This is a genomic window from Erythrobacter cryptus DSM 12079, from assembly GCF_000422985.1.
GTDB lineage: Bacteria > Pseudomonadota > Alphaproteobacteria > Sphingomonadales > Sphingomonadaceae > Erythrobacter > Erythrobacter cryptus.
The window spans coordinates 86,430-102,784 of sequence record NZ_AUHC01000009.1 but is presented as its reverse complement, the minus strand read 5'-3'; the positions used below and the strand labels follow the sequence as shown (position 1 = coordinate 102,784).

The following is a 16,355-nucleotide window of genomic DNA, read 5'->3' as shown; positions in this document are numbered from 1 at the left end:
AGGAGACCACAAGAGAAGCCCATGCAGGAATCGCACCCCGCCCCCGCCGCCGCCCCGCTCACCGGGCGCCCGGTGATCGCCGCCACCGGCCTTTACACCCCGCCCGAGAGCATCACCAACGCCGAGCTGGTCGCAAGCTTCAACGCCTATGTCGATCGTTACAACGCCGCCCATGCCGACGAGATTGCCGCGGGCGCGCTGGCGCCGCTCGCCCATTCCTCGGCCGAGTTCATCGAGAAGGCGAGCGGGATCAAGGCGCGCCACGTGCTCAGCAAGGCGCCGATCCTTGACCCCGAGATCATGTGTCCGCGCCTGCCCGAGCGCGCCAATGACGAATTGTCGGTGATGGCCGAGATCGGGGTGGCCGCCGCGCGCGACGCGCTGGCGCGCGCCGGGCGCCGGGCGGAGGATGTCGATGCGGTGCTGTGCGCGGCCTCGAACATGCAGCGCCCCTATCCGGCCATGGCGATCGAGATCCAGGCGGCGCTGGGGATCGAGGGCTTCGGCTTCGACATGAACGTGGCCTGTTCCTCGGCCACCTTCGGCATCCAGACCGCGGCAGACTATATCCGCGCCGGCCATGCGAGGAGCGTGCTGGTGGTCAGCCCCGAGATCACCTCGGGCCACCTCAACTGGCGCGACCGCGACAGCCATTTCATCTTCGGCGATGTTGCCACCGCGGTGCTGGTGGAGGATGCGGCAATCGCCCCGGCGCGGCACTGGGAAATCCTCGGCACGCGGCTCAAGACCGTCTTTTCCAACAATATCCGCAACAATTTCGGCTTTCTGAACCGCGCCCATCCCGAAACCGCCGCTGCGCCCGACAAGCTGTTCGTGCAGGAGGGGCGCAAGGTGTTCAAGGAAGTGGTGCCGATGGTGGCGCAGATGATCCTCGACGAGGCCGCGCGCCTTGGCATCGCGCCCGAGGCCTTGCGCCGGCTGTGGCTGCACCAGGCCAATGCCGGGATGAACCGGCTGATCGCGCACAAGGTGCTGGGCCACGAGGCGAGCGAGGATGAAAGCCCGACCGTGCTCGACACCTATGGCAACACCTCGAGCGCCGGCTCGATCATCGCCTTCCACCTCCACAGCGATGATCTGGCGGCGGGCGATGTCGGCCTGATCTGCTCTTTCGGGGCGGGCTATTCGGCCGGCACGGTGTTCGTGCGCAAGGTGCATTGAGGCGCTGGCTTGCAGGGGCGCGGCGCCGCCCCTAGAAGCTGAGGCACAATGGCAGGCGAAATCCTCGATAACAAAGGTCGCGGCGAGGCGAGCTGGAACTGGCCGAGCATTCATCCCGAAGGGCGCAAGTTCGGGCTGATTGCGCTGGGCATCAGCCTGTTCGTGTTGCTCGCGCTCGATTGGGAAATCATCGGCTGGCCGCTGCTGCTGCTCAGCCTCGGCGTCTTTGCCTTCTTCCGCGATCCTGAGCGCGTGGTGCCGCAGGGCGAGCACAGCATCGTCGCCCCGGCCGATGGGCTGGTGACGCTGATCACCGAGGTCGAGCCGCCGCTCGAGCTGCAGATCGACGATGGCACCGGGAGCAAGGGCCTGCCGCCCGGCCCGGTGACGCGGGTGTCGATCTTCATGAGCGTGTTCGATGTCCACATCAACCGCACCCCGATCGGCGGGACGGTGCGGCGCGTGGTCTATATCCCCGGCAAGTTCATGAACGCCGATCTCGACAAGGCGAGCGAGGAGAACGAGCGCCAGCACATCCTGATCGAGCGCGCCGATGGCCTCAAGCTCGGCTTCACCCAGATTGCCGGCCTCGTGGCGCGGCGGATCGTGCCTTTCGTCAAGCCCGGCGACATCGTGGCCAAGGGCCAGCGCGTCGGGCTGATCCGCTTTGGCAGCCGGGTCGATGTCTATCTGCCCGCCGGCACCGATCCCAAGGTGCTGATCGGCCAGCGGGTGGTGGCGGGCGAGACCGTGATTGCCGAGATCGGCGCGCGCGGGCTGATCGAGGGGATCGCGCAATGAGCCGCGCGGCGCGCAGGGCGCGATGAGCCGGCCCGCGCGCAAGCGGGGCGCGCGCCGGCTGGCCGCGGCGCGCTTCCTGCCCGCCCGGCTCGGGCCCAAGGCCGCCGAGGACGAGGATCAGCGCGCCAGCCTCGCCAGCGCCGCCGCCGGCGGGCTTACCCTGCGGGCGATGCTGCCCAATGCGATCACCGCCGCAGCGCTGTGTGCGGGGCTGACCGGCATCCGCTTTGCCATCGATGCGCAGTGGACCCATGCGATCGCGCTGGTGGTGCTTGCCGGGGTGCTCGACGGGATCGACGGGCGCATCGCCCGGCTGCTCAAGGCCCAGTCCCGCTTCGGCGCCGAACTCGACAGCCTCGCCGATTCGATCTCCTTCGGGGTCGCCCCGGCGCTGATCCTGTTCCTGTGGTCGCTGCATGATTGGCCGCGCTTCGGCTGGTTTGCCGCGCTCGCCTTTGCGATCTGCTGCGCGCTGCGCCTGGCGCGCTTCAACGCCCGCATCGACATGGACGACCAGCCGCACAAGTCCGCCGGCTTTCTCACCGGGGTGCCCGCGCCGGTGGGGGCGGGGCTGGCCTTCACCCCCTTCTACCTGTGGCACGGCACCGGCGCCGAGATCTTCCGCGCGCCCGAGGTGATGGCCCTGTGGCTGACGCTGATCGCGATCCTGATGATCTCCAACATGGCGACGCTCAGTTGGGCCTCGCTGCGCCCGCGCCGCTCGATCCGGCTCGCGCTCATCGCGCTCATCGCCATGGCCTTTGCCGCGCTGGTGATCGAGCCGTGGTGGACGCTCGCGGCGATCAGCCTCACCTATCTGGCGCTGATGCCCTATGGCCTCATCAAATATGGCCGGATCAAGCGGCGGCGCCGGCAAGAGGCCGCGGCAGCGGCTGCACCACCGCCCCCGCCGCCTGCCGCCGCGCCGGGCGCCTAGCGGCGCGCACACCTGCCGCCGCCCGCTGTCGCAGCCTTGCAGGTTGAGGGCTGGCGCCGCTGCCCTCACCCTGCGCCAGCGCCGCGAGCTGTGCCGTCAGCCGGGCATGGGCCGCCCGCGCCTTGATCGCGCTATCCACCAGCACCGCCGCGGCGAACAGCCCGGCAAGCGCAAAGAGGAGCGTGGCGGCAAGGCTGGAAAGAAGCGCGATCATCGGAGAGCCTTTCCCAAAGGTTCGTTCTTTGTTCCTGCCCGTTGTTCCCTACATGTTCCGTCCTGTCAAGCGCCTTCTGCGCAAGGGAGCGCGAAAAATCTGGTCCGGCTTGCCAATCGGGGCTGGATTTTTGTGAGGGCCGCGGCTAAGCGCGCGGCGCCTTGCGGCGGGCATGGGGCCCGTCACCGGGGCAAATTCGCATGGAAGGCGCACATGCCGGTGCCGCTTGGCGAGAGGCTCGCCCGCGCGGTCATCTGCCTTCCAGAGGCACAACCGGAAAGGATGAAGACCATGGCGGCACCTGTCGTCACGATGCAAGCATTGATCGAGGCCGGCGCGCATTTCGGCCACCAGACCCACCGCTGGAACCCCCGCATGAAGCCCTATATCTTCGGGGCGCGCAACGGGGTGCACATCATCGACCTGTCGCAGACCGTGCCGCTGTTCGCGCGCGCGCTCGATTTCGTCGAGCAGACCGTGCGTGCCGGCGGCAAGGTGCTGTTCGTCGGCACCAAGCGCCAGGCCCAGGAGCCGATCGCCGAGGCTGCGCGCATGTCGGGCCAGCACTATGTCAACCACCGCTGGCTGGGCGGGATGCTCACCAACTGGAAGACCATCAGCGGCTCGATCCGCCGGCTCAAGGCGCTCGAGGAAACCCTTGCCGGTGACACCAGCGGCCTGACCAAGAAGGAAGTGCTCAACCTCACCCGCGAGCGCGACAAGCTCGAGCTGTCGCTCGGCGGCATCCGCGACATGGGCGGGCTGCCTGACGTGATGTTCGTGATCGATGCCAACAAGGAAGACTTGGCGATCAAGGAAGCCAATGTGCTGGGCATCCCGGTGATCGCGATCCTCGACACCAATGTCGATCCTTCGGGCATTGCCTTCCCGGTGCCGGGCAACGACGATGCCAGCCGCGCGGTGCGGCTCTATTGCGAGGCGGTGGCCAAGGCGGCGCTGGCGGGCAAGGGCAAGCTTGCCGCCGATGTGGCTGAAGACCTGGGCGCGCTCGCCGAGCCTCCGGCCGAGAGCGAGGCGGTCGTGGCCGAACCGAGCGCCGAGGAAGCCGGGGCCTGATCGTCTGCCGCGGGCGCCTGTCGGCAGCCGTCAAGCGCCCGTCACATTCCCCCTCTAGCGCGCCCGGCATGGCCCCACAGGCGGGCAGGGCCGGGCGGGCGCAACCCATAGCTACAAGGAAATACTCATGGCCGATTTTTCCGTCGCTGACGTGAAGAAGCTGCGCGAGCGCACCGGCGCTGGCATGATGGACGCCAAGAAGGCGCTGGCCGAAGCCAATGGCGATATCGAGGCGGCGATCGACGCGCTGCGCGCCAAGGGCCTGGCCACGGCGCAGAAGAAGTCGAGCCGCACCGCGGCCGAGGGCCTCGTCGGCGTGCTCGTCGAGGGAACCCGGGGCGTGGCGGTCGAGGTCAATTCGGAAACCGATTTCGTCGCCAAGAACGACAAGTTCCAGGATTTCGTGCGCAAGGTGACGGCGGTGGCGCTGGCGCTGGGCAGCGATGATGTCGAGGCGCTCAAGGCCGCGGCCTATCCCGATGGCGGCACCGTGGGCGAGAAGCTCACCGACAACATCGCCACCATCGGCGAGAACCAGCAGATCCGCCGGATCAAGTCGGTGAGCGTCACCCAGGGCGCGATCGTGCCCTATATCCACAATGCCGCGGGCGAAGGGCTGGGCAAGATCGGCGTGCTGGTGGCGCTCGAAAGCGATGCCGATGCCGATACGCTGAGCGCGCTCGGCAAGGACATTGCCCAGCACGCCGCGGCGATGTTCCCCCAGGCGCTCGATGCCGACAGCCTCGATCCGGCCGTGATCGAGCGCGAGCGCAAGATCGCCGCGGAAAAGGCTGCCGAAAGCGGCAAGCCCGCCGAGGTCCAGGCCAAGATGGTCGAGGGCGCGGTCAAGAAGTTCGCCAAGGAAAACGCGCTGCTGAGCCAGGTCTTCGTCAAGGACGGCAAGGCGACCGTCGAGGAGCACATCGCCCGCATCGCCAAGGAAGCGGGCAAGACCATCAAGCTGGTCGATTACGTGCGCTTCCAGCTCGGCGAGGGGATCGAGAAGGAACAGGTCGACTTCGCCGCCGAAGTGGCCGCTGCCGTCAAGGGCTGATCCCCCCCGGCGCCAGGCATTGCGGCCGTCGCAGCCCTCATGCTGCGGCGGCCGTTTGCGTGGAACCGCCGCCCGCCCCTTGCAGCTTACCCTTTGCGCTGCGGGCGATTGCCCGTTAAGTGCGCCGCACCCGAGATTTCAGCCCGGAGCCCATCGCCCCCATGTCTCTCCCCCCGCTCAAGCGCGTGCTCCTGAAGCTTTCGGGCGAGGTGCTGATGGGCAATCAGCAGTTCGGGATCGATCCCGAATTCGTCGCCGAACTGGCCAAGGAGGTGAAGGCGGCCAAGGACACGGGGCTTGAAATCTGCCTCGTCATCGGGGGCGGCAACATCTTTCGCGGCATGGCGGGGGCAGCCAAGGGGATGGACCGCGCCCAGGCCGATTACATGGGTATGCTGGCGACGGTGATGAACGCGCTCGCCATGCAGAACGCGCTCGAGCAGCTGGGGGTTGAAACCCGGGTGCAGAGCGCGATCCAGATGGACCAGGTGTGCGAGCCGGTGATCCGCCGCCGGGCCGAGCGCCACCTTGAAAAGGGCCGGGTGGTGATCTTTGCCGCGGGCGTGGGCGCGCCTTATTTCACCACCGACAGCGGCGCGGCGCTGCGGGCTGCGGAAATGAAGTGCGACGCGCTTTTGAAGGGCACCAGCGTCGATGGGGTCTATGACAGCGATCCCAAGCTCAATCCCAAGGCAATCCGTTTCGATACCGTCGCTTACGACCGGGTGCTCGCCGACAATCTCAAGGTGATGGACGCCTCGGCCGTGGCGCTGTGCCGCGACAACAAGATCCCCATCGTGGTCTTTTCGATCCGCGAGAAGGGCAACCTTGCCCGCGTGCTTGCCGGCAAGGGCGTGCAGACCATCGTGCAAGACAGCTGAAAGAGCGAAGGAACCCCAGCCATGCCGCAATATGACAAGGCCGATGTCGAACGCCGGATGAAGGGCGCGGTCGAAGCGCTCAAGAGCGATCTGCAGGGCCTGCGCACCGGCCGCGCCAACACCAGCCTGCTCGATCCGGTGGTGGTCGAGGTCTATGGCGCGATGATGCCCTTGAACCAGGTCGCCACGGTCTCGGCGCCCGAGCCGCGGATGCTCTCGGTGCAGGTGTGGGACCGCGCCAACATGACCGCGGTGGAGAAGGGCATCGCCCATGCCAATCTCGGCCTCAACCCGATCATCGACGGGCAGACGCTGCGCCTGCCGATCCCCGATCTCACCCAGGAGCGCCGCAAGGAACTCGCCAAGCTTGCCGGCCAATATGCCGAGAAGGCCAAGATCGCGATCCGCAACGTGCGCCGCGACGCGATGGAAAGCCTCAAGGCCGACGAGAAGAAAAAGGAAATCTCCGAGGACGAGCGCAAGCGCCGCGAGGACGAGGTGCAGAAGCTCACCGACCAATATGTGAAGGAAGCCGACGAGGCCGCCGCCAAGAAGGAGCAGGAAATCCTGAGCCAGTAAGCGGGTCGCGGCGGATGAAGGGGGACAGCTTGCAGCAATCGCGCGCCCGCCATGTCGCCATCATCATGGATGGCAATGGCCGCTGGGCCAAGCAGCGGGGCCTGCCGCGCGCGGTCGGCCACCAGCGCGGGGTCGAGGCGGTGCGGCGGCTGGTGCGCAGCCTCGAGCCGACGGGCCTCGAATGCCTCACCCTCTATGCCTTCTCCTCGGAAAACTGGAAGCGGCCCGACGAGGAGGTCGATGATCTGATGAACCTGATGCGCCGGTTCATCAAATCCGACCTCGAGGAATTCGTCGCCAACAAGGTCAGGCTCAAGATCATCGGCGACTGGCGGGCGCTTGCTCCTGATATTGTCGCCATGCTCGAAGACGCGCTGGCCCGCACCGCCGAGGGCAAGCGCACCCTCGCGGTGGCGCTCAATTACGGCGGCCAGCACGAGATTGCCCGGGCCGCGGCCAAGGCGGCGGCCGAGGGGGACGTGACGATCGAGACCATCGCCGCCCATCTCGATACCGCCGATCTGCCCCCGCTTGACCTTCTCATCCGCACCAGCGGGGAGATCCGCCTGTCCAATTTCCTGCTGTGGCAGGCGGCCTATGCCGAGATGCTGTTTGTCGAGACGCTCTGGCCCGATTTCGAGCCAGCGCATCTTGCCCAAGCGCTTGATGATTTTGCCCGCAGGGAGCGACGCTATGGCGGAAGATAGCGACCGGGTGCGCGATGTGAGGGCAGGGGTGTCCGATCTGCCGGTGCGCCTTGCCAGCGCCATCGTCATGCTGGTGGTGGCGGGCGGGGCGCTGTGGCTGGGCGGCTGGGTGTGGACGCTGCTGGTGGGCGCGCTCGCGCTCGGGCTGCTGTGGGAGTGGAACCGGCTGGTGAGCCGCTTTGGCCTGTCGCTTTTGGGCGAGACGCTGTGGTTCTTTGCCGGGGTGATCTATATCGGCGGGGCGGCGCTGGCCATGCTGGTGGTGCGCAACGGGCGCCAGGTGCTCCCGCTCGATCCCTCAGCCTCGGGCTATGGCCCGCTCGAGGTGCTCGTCGCCTTCATCCTGCCGATCGTGGCGGTCGATGTCGGCGCCTATTTCGCCGGGCGCGCGATCGGCGGGCCGAAGATCGCGCCCCGGATCAGCCCGGCCAAGACCTGGGCGGGCCTCGGCGGCGGCGCCGCGCTTGCCGCGCTCGTCGGCGTGGGCGTCGAGATCAGCGATTTCGGCCCCGCGGCGGTGCCGGGCTACACGGTCGGGGCGCTCGGCATGGCGGTGCTCGGCGGGGTGCTGATCGCGCTCATCGCCCAGGCCGGGGATTTCTTTGAAAGCTGGATGAAGCGGCGCGCCGGGGTGAAGGATTCGGGCCATCTCATTCCGGGACATGGCGGGCTGTTTGACCGGCTCGATGGCTTCATCGCGGTGTTCTTCGTGCTGTTTGTGATTGCCACGCTGCCCCTTTTGCTGGGATGATGGGCAGATGACGCGCACGCTCACCCTGCTTGGCGCGACCGGCTCGATCGGGGCATCGACGCTCGATCTGGTGCGGCGCAACCGCGCGGCCTGGCAGATCGAGGCGCTCACCGCCCAGTGCAGCGCCGCCCAGCTTGCCGCGCTCGCGATCGAGTTCGATGCGCGGCTTGCGGTGGTGGGGGACGAGGCCTGCCTGCCCGAGCTGCGTGACGCGCTCGCCGGCACCGGGATCGCCGCGGCGGGCGGGCGCGCGGCGCTGATCGAGGCGGCGGCGCGGCCGGTGGACATGACGGTGGCGGCGATCGTCGGCTGTGCGGGCCTCGCGCCGGTCATGGCCGCGGTCGAGCGCGGCGGCACCATCGCGCTTGCCAACAAGGAGGCGCTGGTTTCGGCCGGCGAGGTGCTGATGGCGGCGGTGGCGCGCCACGGCGCCACCTTGCTTCCGACCGATTCGGAACACAACGCCATCTTCCAGTGCCTTGCCGGCAACCGCATCGCCGATGTCGCGCGCATCACCCTCACCGCGAGCGGCGGGCCCTTGCGCACCTGGAGCGCCGAGCGGCTCCACACCGCCACCCCGGCCGAGGCGATTGCCCATCCCAATTGGTCGATGGGGGCCAAGATCAGCGTCGATTCGGCCACGATGATGAACAAGGGCCTTGAATATATCGAGGCCTATCACCTCTTTCCGGTGGGGCTCGACAAGCTCTCGATTGTCATCCACCCGCAAAGCGTGATCCATTCGATGGTCGAGTTCCGCGACCGTTCGACCCTTGCCCAGCTTGGCCCTTCGGACATGCGGGTGCCGATCGCCTCGTGCCTGGCCTGGCCCGAGCGGATGGAAACCCCGCTCGGCCCGCTCGATCTTGCCGCCATCGGCGAACTCACCTTCCACGCGCCCGACGAGGAGCGCTTCCCCGCCACCCGCCTGGCGCGCGAGGCGCTGGCCGCGGGCGGCGCCGCGCCGGCGATCCTCAATGCCGCCAACGAGGTGGCGGTGGCCGCCTTCCTTGCCGGTCAGTTGCGGTTCACCCACATTGCGGCATTGGTGGAGGAAACCCTGGAGCGCAGCCCGCTCGGCGCTGCGCCCGCCAGCCTCGAGGACGTGCTGGCGATCGATCAATCGGCGCGGCGTGAAGCACAGCGCCTGCTGGAGAATCCCGCCCTTGTTGGATAGCCCGCCCTTCTGGATGTATGTCGTGGGCTTCCTGCTGCTGCTGGGCCCGCTGGTGACCGTGCACGAGCTTGGCCACCTGCTCGTGGGCCGGCTGTTCGGGGTCAAGGCCGAGGCCTTCTCGGTCGGCTTCGGGCGCGAGCTTTTCGGCTTTACCGATCGCCACGGCACCCGCTGGAAGCTCTCGGCGCTGCCGCTGGGGGGCTATGTCCAGTTCAAGGGCGACATGAACCCGGCCAGCGTGCCCGATCCATCCGCCGCGGTGGAGGAAGGCGCCTTTCAGGCCGCGGCGCTGTGGAAGCGCGCGCTGATCGTCGCGGCCGGCCCGGTCACCAACCTCGTGGTGGCGGTGGCGATCTTTGCCGCCTTCTTTGCCATTCTCGGCAAGCCCACGCTGGTCGATCCCGAGGATTCGCGCACCATCGGCGCCTTCACCGCAAACAGTCCTGCGGCTGCCGCCGGGCTCAAGGTGGGCGATGTGGTGGTGGCGATCGACGGGCGGCCGGTGCGCGATTTCACCGATATCAAGACCAAGGTGGCGCTCCACCCGGGCAAGCGCATGGTCTTTACCGTCGCGCGCGATGGGACGACGCGCGATGTTGCCGTGACCACGGCGCGGGTGGAGCGGCGCGACAATTTCGGCAATGTCAGCACCGAGGGCCTGATCGGGGTGGCGCCGGTGGGCGGGAAATTCGTGCTTGAGAAGGTCGGCCCGCTCGAGGCGATCGGGCTCGGGGTCAAGCAGAGCTGGGATTTCACCTTGCTGATGGTCACCGGTATCAAGCAGATCATCAGCGGCGATCGCTCGGTCAAGGAGCTGGGCGGGCCGATCAAGATCGCCAAATATTCGGGCGAGCAGATGAGCATGGGGGTGGCGGCCTTCGTCCACTTCGCCGCGCTCATTTCGCTTAATTTGGCATTCATCAACTTCTTGCCAATCCCCGCGCTCGATGGCGGGCACCTGATGTTCTATCTGGCCGAGGCGATCCGCCGCAAGCCGGTGGGGCCGCAGGCGACCGAATGGGCCTATCGCACCGGGATCGCGCTGGTGCTGATGCTGATGGCGGTGGTGACGGTGAATGACCTCTTTTCGCTCCCCTTGTTCGGCAGCTGAGCGCATTGCGTCCGCGCTCCTGCGCTTTGCCGGGGAAAGCGCGCGTCCAGTCGCAGCCGTGCCACCCTCGCGGCTTGATTGCGCTCGGCACATCGGGCACAGGCGAGGGCCGAGATGCTGGCGCCGCAGCGGGACGGCACGGCGGGGGGGCAGGCATCCGGCCTGAGAGTCGGCGAGGCGTGTCCGTCGCAGGGGCGCGGGCAGCAAGGAAGAAGACGGGATTTTAGCGGCATGAACGCATCGAGCGAGACGGTGGTGGCGCCGGTCCATGGCAATCCGGCGCGGGGCAGCGCTGCGGCACCGGGGGGGGCGCGCCGCGCGCGCCTTGCCGCCTTGCTGTGTGGCGGTTCGCTGCTTGCCGGCCTGCCCGGCATGGCGCTGGCGCAGGAGCAGGCCCCGGCTCCCGCCCCCTCTCCGGCCCCGGCCCCGGCTCCTGCACCGGCCGAGCGCGGCAACATCATCCGCAGCATCAGCGTGGTCGGGGCCGAAAGGCTCGAGCCCACCACCATCCTGAGCTACATCCGCCTGCGCGTCGGGCAGGAATATACCGCGCTTGCCGCCGACGAGGCGATCAAGGACCTGGGCGCCACCGAACTGTTCGCCAACACCAGCATCCGCAATGACAACGGCAACGTGGTGATCACCGTCGTTGAAAACCCGGTGATCAACCGCATCGTGCTGGAAGGCAACCAGCGGCTCAAGAACGACAAGATCCTGCCCGAGATCAAGCTCGCCCCGCGCCAGATCTTCACCCGTTCCAAGGTGCGTGCGGACGTGGCCCGCATCATCGAGCTTTACAAGCGCCAGGGCCGCTTTGCCGCCAAGGTCGAGCCCAAGTTGGTGCAGCTGCCGCAGAACCGCGTCGATATCATCTTCGAGATCAGCGAGGGGCCCAAGTCCAAGGTCAGACAGATCAACATCCTCGGCAACGAGAAGTTTTCCGATGGCGAGCTGCGCGGCGAGATGGTGACCAAGCAGGCGCGCCTGACCCGCTTCTTCAGCTCGAACACCAGCTACGATCCCGATCGGCTGGCCTTCGACCAGCAGAAGCTGCGCCAGTTCTACCTCACCAATGGCTATGCCGATTTCCGCGTGGTCTCGGCCGTGGCCGAGCTGACCCCGGACCAGCGCGACTTCATCATCACCTATGTGGTCGAGGAGGGTGAGCGCTACACCTTCGGCGAAGTCAAGGTTGACAGCCAGTTGCGCGACTTCGACAGCGAGGTCATGAGCGCCCAGCTGCCGATGAAGACCGGCGACTGGTACAATGCCAAGACCGTCGAGGACACGGTTGAGCAGCTCACCGAGCTGGCCGGGCGCTTCGGCTATGCCTTTGCCGATGTGCAGCCGCGCTTCCGCCGCGATGCCGACAAGCGGCAGATGAATGTCACGTTCCTGCTGCGCGAGGCGCCGCGGGTTTATGTCGAGCGGATCGATGTCAACGGCAACACGCTCACCCAGGACAAGGTGATCCGCCGCGAGTTCCGCCTGGCCGAGGGCGATGCCTTCAACAGCCTGGCGGTGCAGCGCACCAATGCCCGCATCAATTCACTCGCCTATTTCCAGGAGAATTTCGAGGTCAAGCAGGTCGAGGGCAGCGCGCCCGACCGCATCGTGCTCGAGGCCAATGTCGAGGAAAAGCCCACCGGCGAATTGCAGTTCTCCGCCGGGTTCTCCTCGATCGAGCAGTTCATCCTTGCTGGCTCCATCCGCCAGCGCAATTTCCGCGGGCGCGGGCAGACGGTGGGCCTTTCGGTCAACTATTCGCAGTTCTCGCGCTCGGCCCAGGTGAGCTTTTCCGAGCCCTATATCTTCGATCGCAACATCTCCGGCGGGATCGATATCTACCGGCGCGATTTCAACAGCTTCAACTTCACCAACCGCGATCGCAACACCACCTTCGAGCAGGCCACCACCGGCTTTTCGATGCGCGTCGGGGTGCCGCTGACCGAATACATGGCGCTGATCGGCAGCTACACGCTCAACAATGATGACGTCTCGCTCGATGAGAACCAGTTCTTCTCCGATATCAATGGCGACGGGGTGCGCGAGTGCGATCCGCTGCTGGCCGGGCGCTTCCTGTGCGATGCGCTGGGCACGCGGCTCAGTTCGATCCTTGGCCTCAGCCTCAACTACAACTCCCTGAACTCGCGCATTCGGCCGACCCAGGGGCGCAGCGTCACGCTGAGCACCGAATTTGCTGGGCTCGGGGGTGATGTGCGCTATGTGCGCTTCCGCGGACGCGCCCAGCAGTTCTGGCGGGTGGGCAATTCGGGCTTCATCTTCTCGCTTCTGGCTGAGGGCGGCACCATCATCCCGCTCCAGGATCGGCCGGGTGCGGGGGTTGATGATGTGTTCCTCACCGACCGCTTCTTCCTCGGCGAGCCGCAGTTCCGCGGCTTTGCCATCCGCGGGGTTGGCCCGCGGGTGCTCACCCAGGCCTATGTCGATGATCCTGAAGGCGGCCCGCCGATCCTCATCACCGATCGCAACCAGACCCGCGATGATGCCATCGGCGGGCGCAACTACTATCTCGGCCGGGCCGAGCTCGAGATCCCGCTCGGCTCGGGCGCGCGCGAGCTGGGCCTCAGGCCCTCGATCTGGACCGATATCGGGGCGCTGTGGGGGGTGGAGCAGCCGGTGCTCCAGGACAATCCCTTCGGCGTGCAGGAACGCGATGCCAACGGCAATCTCGTCTATTTCACCCGCCGCCTCGATGCCAATGGCCAGCCGGTGCTGATCGATGGCCAGCCGGTGTTTGACCGCACCACCAATCCGCTCGCGCCCGATGGCAGCGCCAATTCCCCGGCGATCCGCCCGGGCAGCCGGATCAAGGAGACCTTCCTCGGCGATTCGCCCAGTCCGCGCATCACCGCCGGGATCGGGGTCAACTGGAACTCGCCCTTCGGGCCGTTCCGCATCGACCTTGCCCAGACCATCCGCAAGGTGCCGGGCGATGACGAACGGCGCCTGACCTTCAACGTAGGAACCCAATTCTGATGAATATGCTCACCAAACTTTTCGCCCCGGCCGGCCTTGCGCTCGCCGCCCTTGCTGCCGTGCCGGCCCAGGCGCAGGTGGAAGGCCGGCTTGCCACGGTCGATATCTCGCGCACGATCATCGGCACCAGCGCCTTCCAGACCGCTTACGAGCAGATCGCCCAGACCTACGCGCCCCAGGCCGAGCTGCGCCGCAACAAGGCGCAGGAGCGCCAGACCCTGCTCGCCACCTTCGACAAGAACGGCGACAAGCAGGTTGATGACGCCGAACTGGAGGCCAAGCGCAACACCCCGGATTACACCAAGCTCCAGACGCTCGATCAGGAAATCCAGGCGATCGCCAACCAGATCGATGGCGCGCGCGTCTATGCGATCGAGCAGATCCTCCTGCAATATGGCGCTGCGCTGGAAGAAGTGATCAAGGCCCGGCAGATCAAGCTGGTGGTCGATCCCGGTTCGCTGCTCTACGCCCCGCCCGAAGCCGATATCACCCAGGCGGTGATCGCCGCGCTCAACACCAAGGTGCCGAGCGTGGGCGTGGTGCCGCCGGCCGATTGGAAGCCGAGCCGCGAAGGCGTGCAGATTTTCCAGGAGATCCAGCAGCGCCTGATCGCCGCCCAGATCGCCCAGCAGCAGGCCGCCGCGGCGCAGCAGCAGCAGGGCAACCCTGCAGCGCCGGTCGGGCGCTGACAGGGGCTTAAGGGAGCGAGCGCCATGAGCGAGGCGGCAGGCCCGGCAGCGGGCACGGCGGATTATGACATCGGCAGGATCCTCAAGGCCCTGCCGCACCGCTACCCGCTGCTGCTGGTTGATCGGGTGCGGTCGATGACGCTGGGTGAGCGCATCCACGCGGTCAAGGCCGTGAGCATGAACGAACAGTTCTTCCAGGGCCATTTTCCCGGCGCCCCGATCATGCCCGGTGTGCTCCAGATCGAGGCGCTGGCCCAGGCCGCCGGCATCCTCGGGATCGAGACGATGGAGCTTGCCGGCACCGGCAAGCTCGTCATCTTCATGGGGATCGAGAACGCCAAGTTCCGCGCGCCGGTAACGCCTGGCTGCCTGCTCGATCTCCATGTGGAGTTCACCCAGAAGCGCAGCCGCGTCTATCGCTTCGCCGGCAAGGCCAGCGTCGAGGGCAAGGTCACCTGCGAAGCCGAGTTCACCGCGATGATGGCCGATCCGCCTGCCTGATGGGGGCGGGGCGGCATCATTAGAGGTTGCATTTGCGCCCGATCCCCACTAAGCGCGCCGCTTCCCATTCATAGCACCGCCGGTCGGCACCGGCGAAAGGCTGCAAAGGACAGGCACATGAAGGCCCAAGGGCACCCCGATTACCACATGATCACGGTCCGCATGACCGACGGGACCGAGTATCAGACCCGTTCGACCTGGGGCAAGGAAGGCGACGTGATGTCGCTCGAGATCGACCCGCTCAGCCATCCGGCCTGGACCGGGGGGCGCCAGCAGGTGGCCGAAGGCGGGCGCGTGGCGGCGTTCAACAAGCGCTTCGGCGGGCTCACGCTCAAGAAGTAAGCCTTGCGCCTCAGCGCGCAGCCGCGTGATCGCGGCGCAGGGGAAGGCGGCCTTGCGGGGCCGCCTTTCGCGTTTCAGGCAGCGCAGTTGACGCAGCGCGTCGCCACCGGCTGGGCCTCGAGCCGGGCGCGCGGGATTTCGGCACCGCAATTGGCGCAGATGCCATAGGTGCCATTGGCAATCCGCTGGAGCGCGGCGCGCACCTGTGCGGCCTCGGCGCGCAGCACCTCGTCGATCCCCTCGAGCGCCTCGTCATCGGCAAGGTCGATCGCCTGCTCGGAAAAATCGGGATCGAGCGGATGGCGCAGATCCTCCTCGATCTCGTCGGCCCGTGCCGTCAGTTCGGCCAGCCGCGCGCGCAGCTTGGCGGCCAGATCAGAATAGTCCTGCATCATCCCCTCCATTCCTTCTCGCGATACCACTTGGTGATCACGTATTTGATTCCCTTTCGCACCTTCATCCCGTGGTGCAGCGTCATCGGGTTGATGCTGCCATCGGCGAGCCGGTTGTTCCAGGCAAGGAGCTTGCCCGCCTCGGGCTGAAAGGTCTTGTCGAGCAGCTTGAAGCGGGTAGCCCCGCCTGCCGGCACGTCATTGAGATAGATCATGAAGGTCCAGGTGCGGTTGCCCGAAAGGCTGCAATATTTGTGATAGTCGCGCCCGCCCGGCACGAAATAGTCGGTATGGGGCTTGAACTCCTGCCCCACGGCATAGCGCTGGCCCTGAAGCGGCTCGCCAAAGGCCGGATCTAGCCCCGAGACCGCGCTCAGCAGCGCTTCGACCTCCTGCGCCGGCGCGAAATCGGCGGCAAGATCGCAGGTCTCGCTGGTGCGGAACAGCGGATCGCCATTGTCATCGGCGATGGTCGAGGGGCGCCGGTCGCGCTCGATGAGGTCGATCAGCGCCGCGCACAGCTCCGGGTTGGCGAATCGGCGGCACTGGAACAGCTCGGCCTTGGGGGTAGGCACGCGCTGCATCCCCGGGTGCGCGGCGAGGCGGGCGGCGATGGAATCGGCAGCGGCGAGCATGGCTCCGTGAGGATAGAAGCCGCGCCGGGCTTGGCAATGGCGCGGCGGCGTGCGCAACAATCTTGCGCGAAGCTGCGCGCGTGGCAGTTTTCGCTTCCCTTGGCGGGGGCTTTGTGCAACAGGCGCTTGCCCCGCGCCCCGCGGGCTTGACCGCCCGCGCGCCATGGGTAATCCGCGCGGCCTCGCGCGGGCTTGGCACGCACCGGGAAGGTGCTATGCGGGCACGGGGCGTGTGGCGACCATAGCTCAGCTGGTTAGAGCGCCGGTTTGTGGTACCGGAGGTCACGGGTTCGAACCCCGTTGGTCGCCCCATCCGTCCTTCACC

The 16,355-nt window shown here is 67.0% G+C and carries 18 protein-coding genes and 1 tRNA gene; 16 read left to right on the top strand and 3 right to left on the bottom strand.

The features are described 5' to 3' along the window. Nucleotides 1-21 precede the first annotated feature (21 nt). The 3 genes from G524_RS0107320 to pssA are packed head-to-tail and all read left to right on the top strand — an operon-like array spanning nt 22 to nt 2,920. The gene (locus G524_RS0107320) at nt 22-1,182 is read left to right on the top strand and encodes a beta-ketoacyl-ACP synthase III (RefSeq protein WP_027443133.1); all 1,161 of its coding nucleotides are present in this window, start codon (nt 22-24) and stop codon (nt 1,180-1,182) included. A 48-nt stretch (nt 1,183-1,230) separates the two neighbouring features. Continuing rightward, the gene (locus G524_RS0107315) at nt 1,231-1,983 is read left to right on the top strand and encodes a phosphatidylserine decarboxylase (protein WP_027443132.1); all 753 of its coding nucleotides are present in this window, start codon (nt 1,231-1,233) and stop codon (nt 1,981-1,983) included. A gap of 22 nt (nt 1,984-2,005) precedes the next feature. Beyond that, nucleotides 2,006-2,920, top strand: a complete 915-nt coding sequence (pssA, locus tag G524_RS15255) for a CDP-diacylglycerol--serine O-phosphatidyltransferase (protein ID WP_051220972.1) — start codon at nt 2,006-2,008, stop codon at nt 2,918-2,920. On the opposite strand, the gene G524_RS0107305 is transcribed toward pssA, so the two are convergent. Then, nucleotides 2,841-3,134: a hypothetical protein gene (locus tag G524_RS0107305; protein WP_027443131.1), complete on the bottom strand. Its 294-nt coding sequence runs from the start codon at nt 3,132-3,134 to the stop codon at nt 2,841-2,843. The genes pssA and G524_RS0107305 overlap by 80 nt on opposite strands. 291 nt (nt 3,135-3,425) lie before the next feature. Between G524_RS0107305 and rpsB the strand changes: the two genes are divergently transcribed. The 12 genes from rpsB to rpmE all read left to right on the top strand — a co-directional run bounded on the left by rpsB (nt 3,426) and on the right by rpmE (nt 15,003). Next, nucleotides 3,426-4,211 carry a 30S ribosomal protein S2 gene (gene rpsB, locus G524_RS0107300; RefSeq protein ID WP_027443130.1) on the top strand — a complete coding sequence of 262 codons (786 nt, stop codon included), beginning with the start codon at nt 3,426-3,428 and terminating at the stop codon, nt 4,209-4,211. Between the two features lie 127 nt (nt 4,212-4,338). Beyond that, nucleotides 4,339-5,265: a translation elongation factor Ts gene (gene tsf / locus G524_RS0107295; protein WP_027443129.1), complete on the top strand. Its 927-nt coding sequence runs from the start codon at nt 4,339-4,341 to the stop codon at nt 5,263-5,265. A 161-nt stretch (nt 5,266-5,426) separates the two neighbouring features. Further along, nucleotides 5,427-6,146: a UMP kinase gene (pyrH, locus tag G524_RS0107290; protein WP_027443128.1), complete on the top strand. Its 720-nt coding sequence runs from the start codon at nt 5,427-5,429 to the stop codon at nt 6,144-6,146. Nucleotides 6,147-6,167: 21 nt separating this feature from the next. Continuing rightward, complete coding sequence (gene frr, locus G524_RS0107285; RefSeq protein WP_027443127.1) at nt 6,168-6,725, top strand: ribosome recycling factor; 558 nt, start codon at nt 6,168-6,170, stop codon at nt 6,723-6,725. A 14-nt stretch (nt 6,726-6,739) separates the two neighbouring features. Continuing rightward, nucleotides 6,740-7,432: a polyprenyl diphosphate synthase gene (uppS, locus tag G524_RS0107280; protein WP_036857607.1), complete on the top strand. Its 693-nt coding sequence runs from the start codon at nt 6,740-6,742 to the stop codon at nt 7,430-7,432. Beyond that, on the top strand, nt 7,419-8,183 hold the full coding sequence (locus G524_RS0107275) for a phosphatidate cytidylyltransferase (protein WP_051220971.1): 765 nt from the start codon (nt 7,419-7,421) through the stop codon (nt 8,181-8,183). Before uppS ends, G524_RS0107275 begins: the two co-directional genes overlap by 14 nt. A 7-nt stretch (nt 8,184-8,190) precedes the next feature. Continuing rightward, nucleotides 8,191-9,360, top strand: a complete 1,170-nt coding sequence (gene dxr / locus G524_RS0107270; protein ID WP_027443124.1) for a 1-deoxy-D-xylulose-5-phosphate reductoisomerase — start codon at nt 8,191-8,193, stop codon at nt 9,358-9,360. 13 nt (nt 9,361-9,373) lie between these two features. Then, nucleotides 9,374-10,471 (top strand): RIP metalloprotease RseP, encoded by a 1,098-nt coding sequence (rseP, locus tag G524_RS0107265; RefSeq protein WP_027443123.1) that lies wholly within the window; start codon nt 9,374-9,376, stop codon nt 10,469-10,471. 231 nt (nt 10,472-10,702) lie between these two features. Further along, nucleotides 10,703-13,471: an outer membrane protein assembly factor BamA gene (gene bamA / locus G524_RS0107260; protein WP_084625088.1), complete on the top strand. Its 2,769-nt coding sequence runs from the start codon at nt 10,703-10,705 to the stop codon at nt 13,469-13,471. Next, on the top strand, nt 13,471-14,160 hold the full coding sequence (locus G524_RS0107255) for an OmpH/Skp family outer membrane protein (protein ID WP_027443121.1): 690 nt from the start codon (nt 13,471-13,473) through the stop codon (nt 14,158-14,160). The genes bamA and G524_RS0107255 overlap by 1 nt, the downstream gene beginning before the upstream one ends. Before the next feature lie 24 nt (nt 14,161-14,184). Continuing rightward, nucleotides 14,185-14,661: a 3-hydroxyacyl-ACP dehydratase FabZ gene (gene fabZ, locus G524_RS0107250; RefSeq protein WP_027443120.1), complete on the top strand. Its 477-nt coding sequence runs from the start codon at nt 14,185-14,187 to the stop codon at nt 14,659-14,661. Between the two features lie 117 nt (nt 14,662-14,778). Beyond that, nucleotides 14,779-15,003 carry a 50S ribosomal protein L31 gene (rpmE, locus tag G524_RS0107245; RefSeq protein WP_027443119.1) on the top strand — a complete coding sequence of 75 codons (225 nt, stop codon included), beginning with the start codon at nt 14,779-14,781 and terminating at the stop codon, nt 15,001-15,003. A 74-nt stretch (nt 15,004-15,077) separates the two neighbouring features. Here rpmE and G524_RS0107240 read toward each other — a convergent pair whose 3' ends face one another. Further along, nucleotides 15,078-15,398, bottom strand: a complete 321-nt coding sequence (locus G524_RS0107240) for a TraR/DksA family transcriptional regulator (RefSeq protein WP_245561321.1) — start codon at nt 15,396-15,398, stop codon at nt 15,078-15,080. Beyond that, a complete protein-coding gene (locus G524_RS0107235) occupies nt 15,395-16,030 on the bottom strand; it encodes a prolyl hydroxylase family protein (RefSeq protein ID WP_027443117.1) in 636 nt (211 codons plus the stop codon). The genes G524_RS0107240 and G524_RS0107235 overlap by 4 nt, the downstream gene beginning before the upstream one ends. A 235-nt stretch (nt 16,031-16,265) precedes the next feature. Here G524_RS0107235 and G524_RS0107230 point away from each other — a divergent pair. Further along, a tRNA-His gene (locus G524_RS0107230) sits at nt 16,266-16,342 on the top strand. Nucleotides 16,343-16,355: the final 13 nt, after the last annotated feature.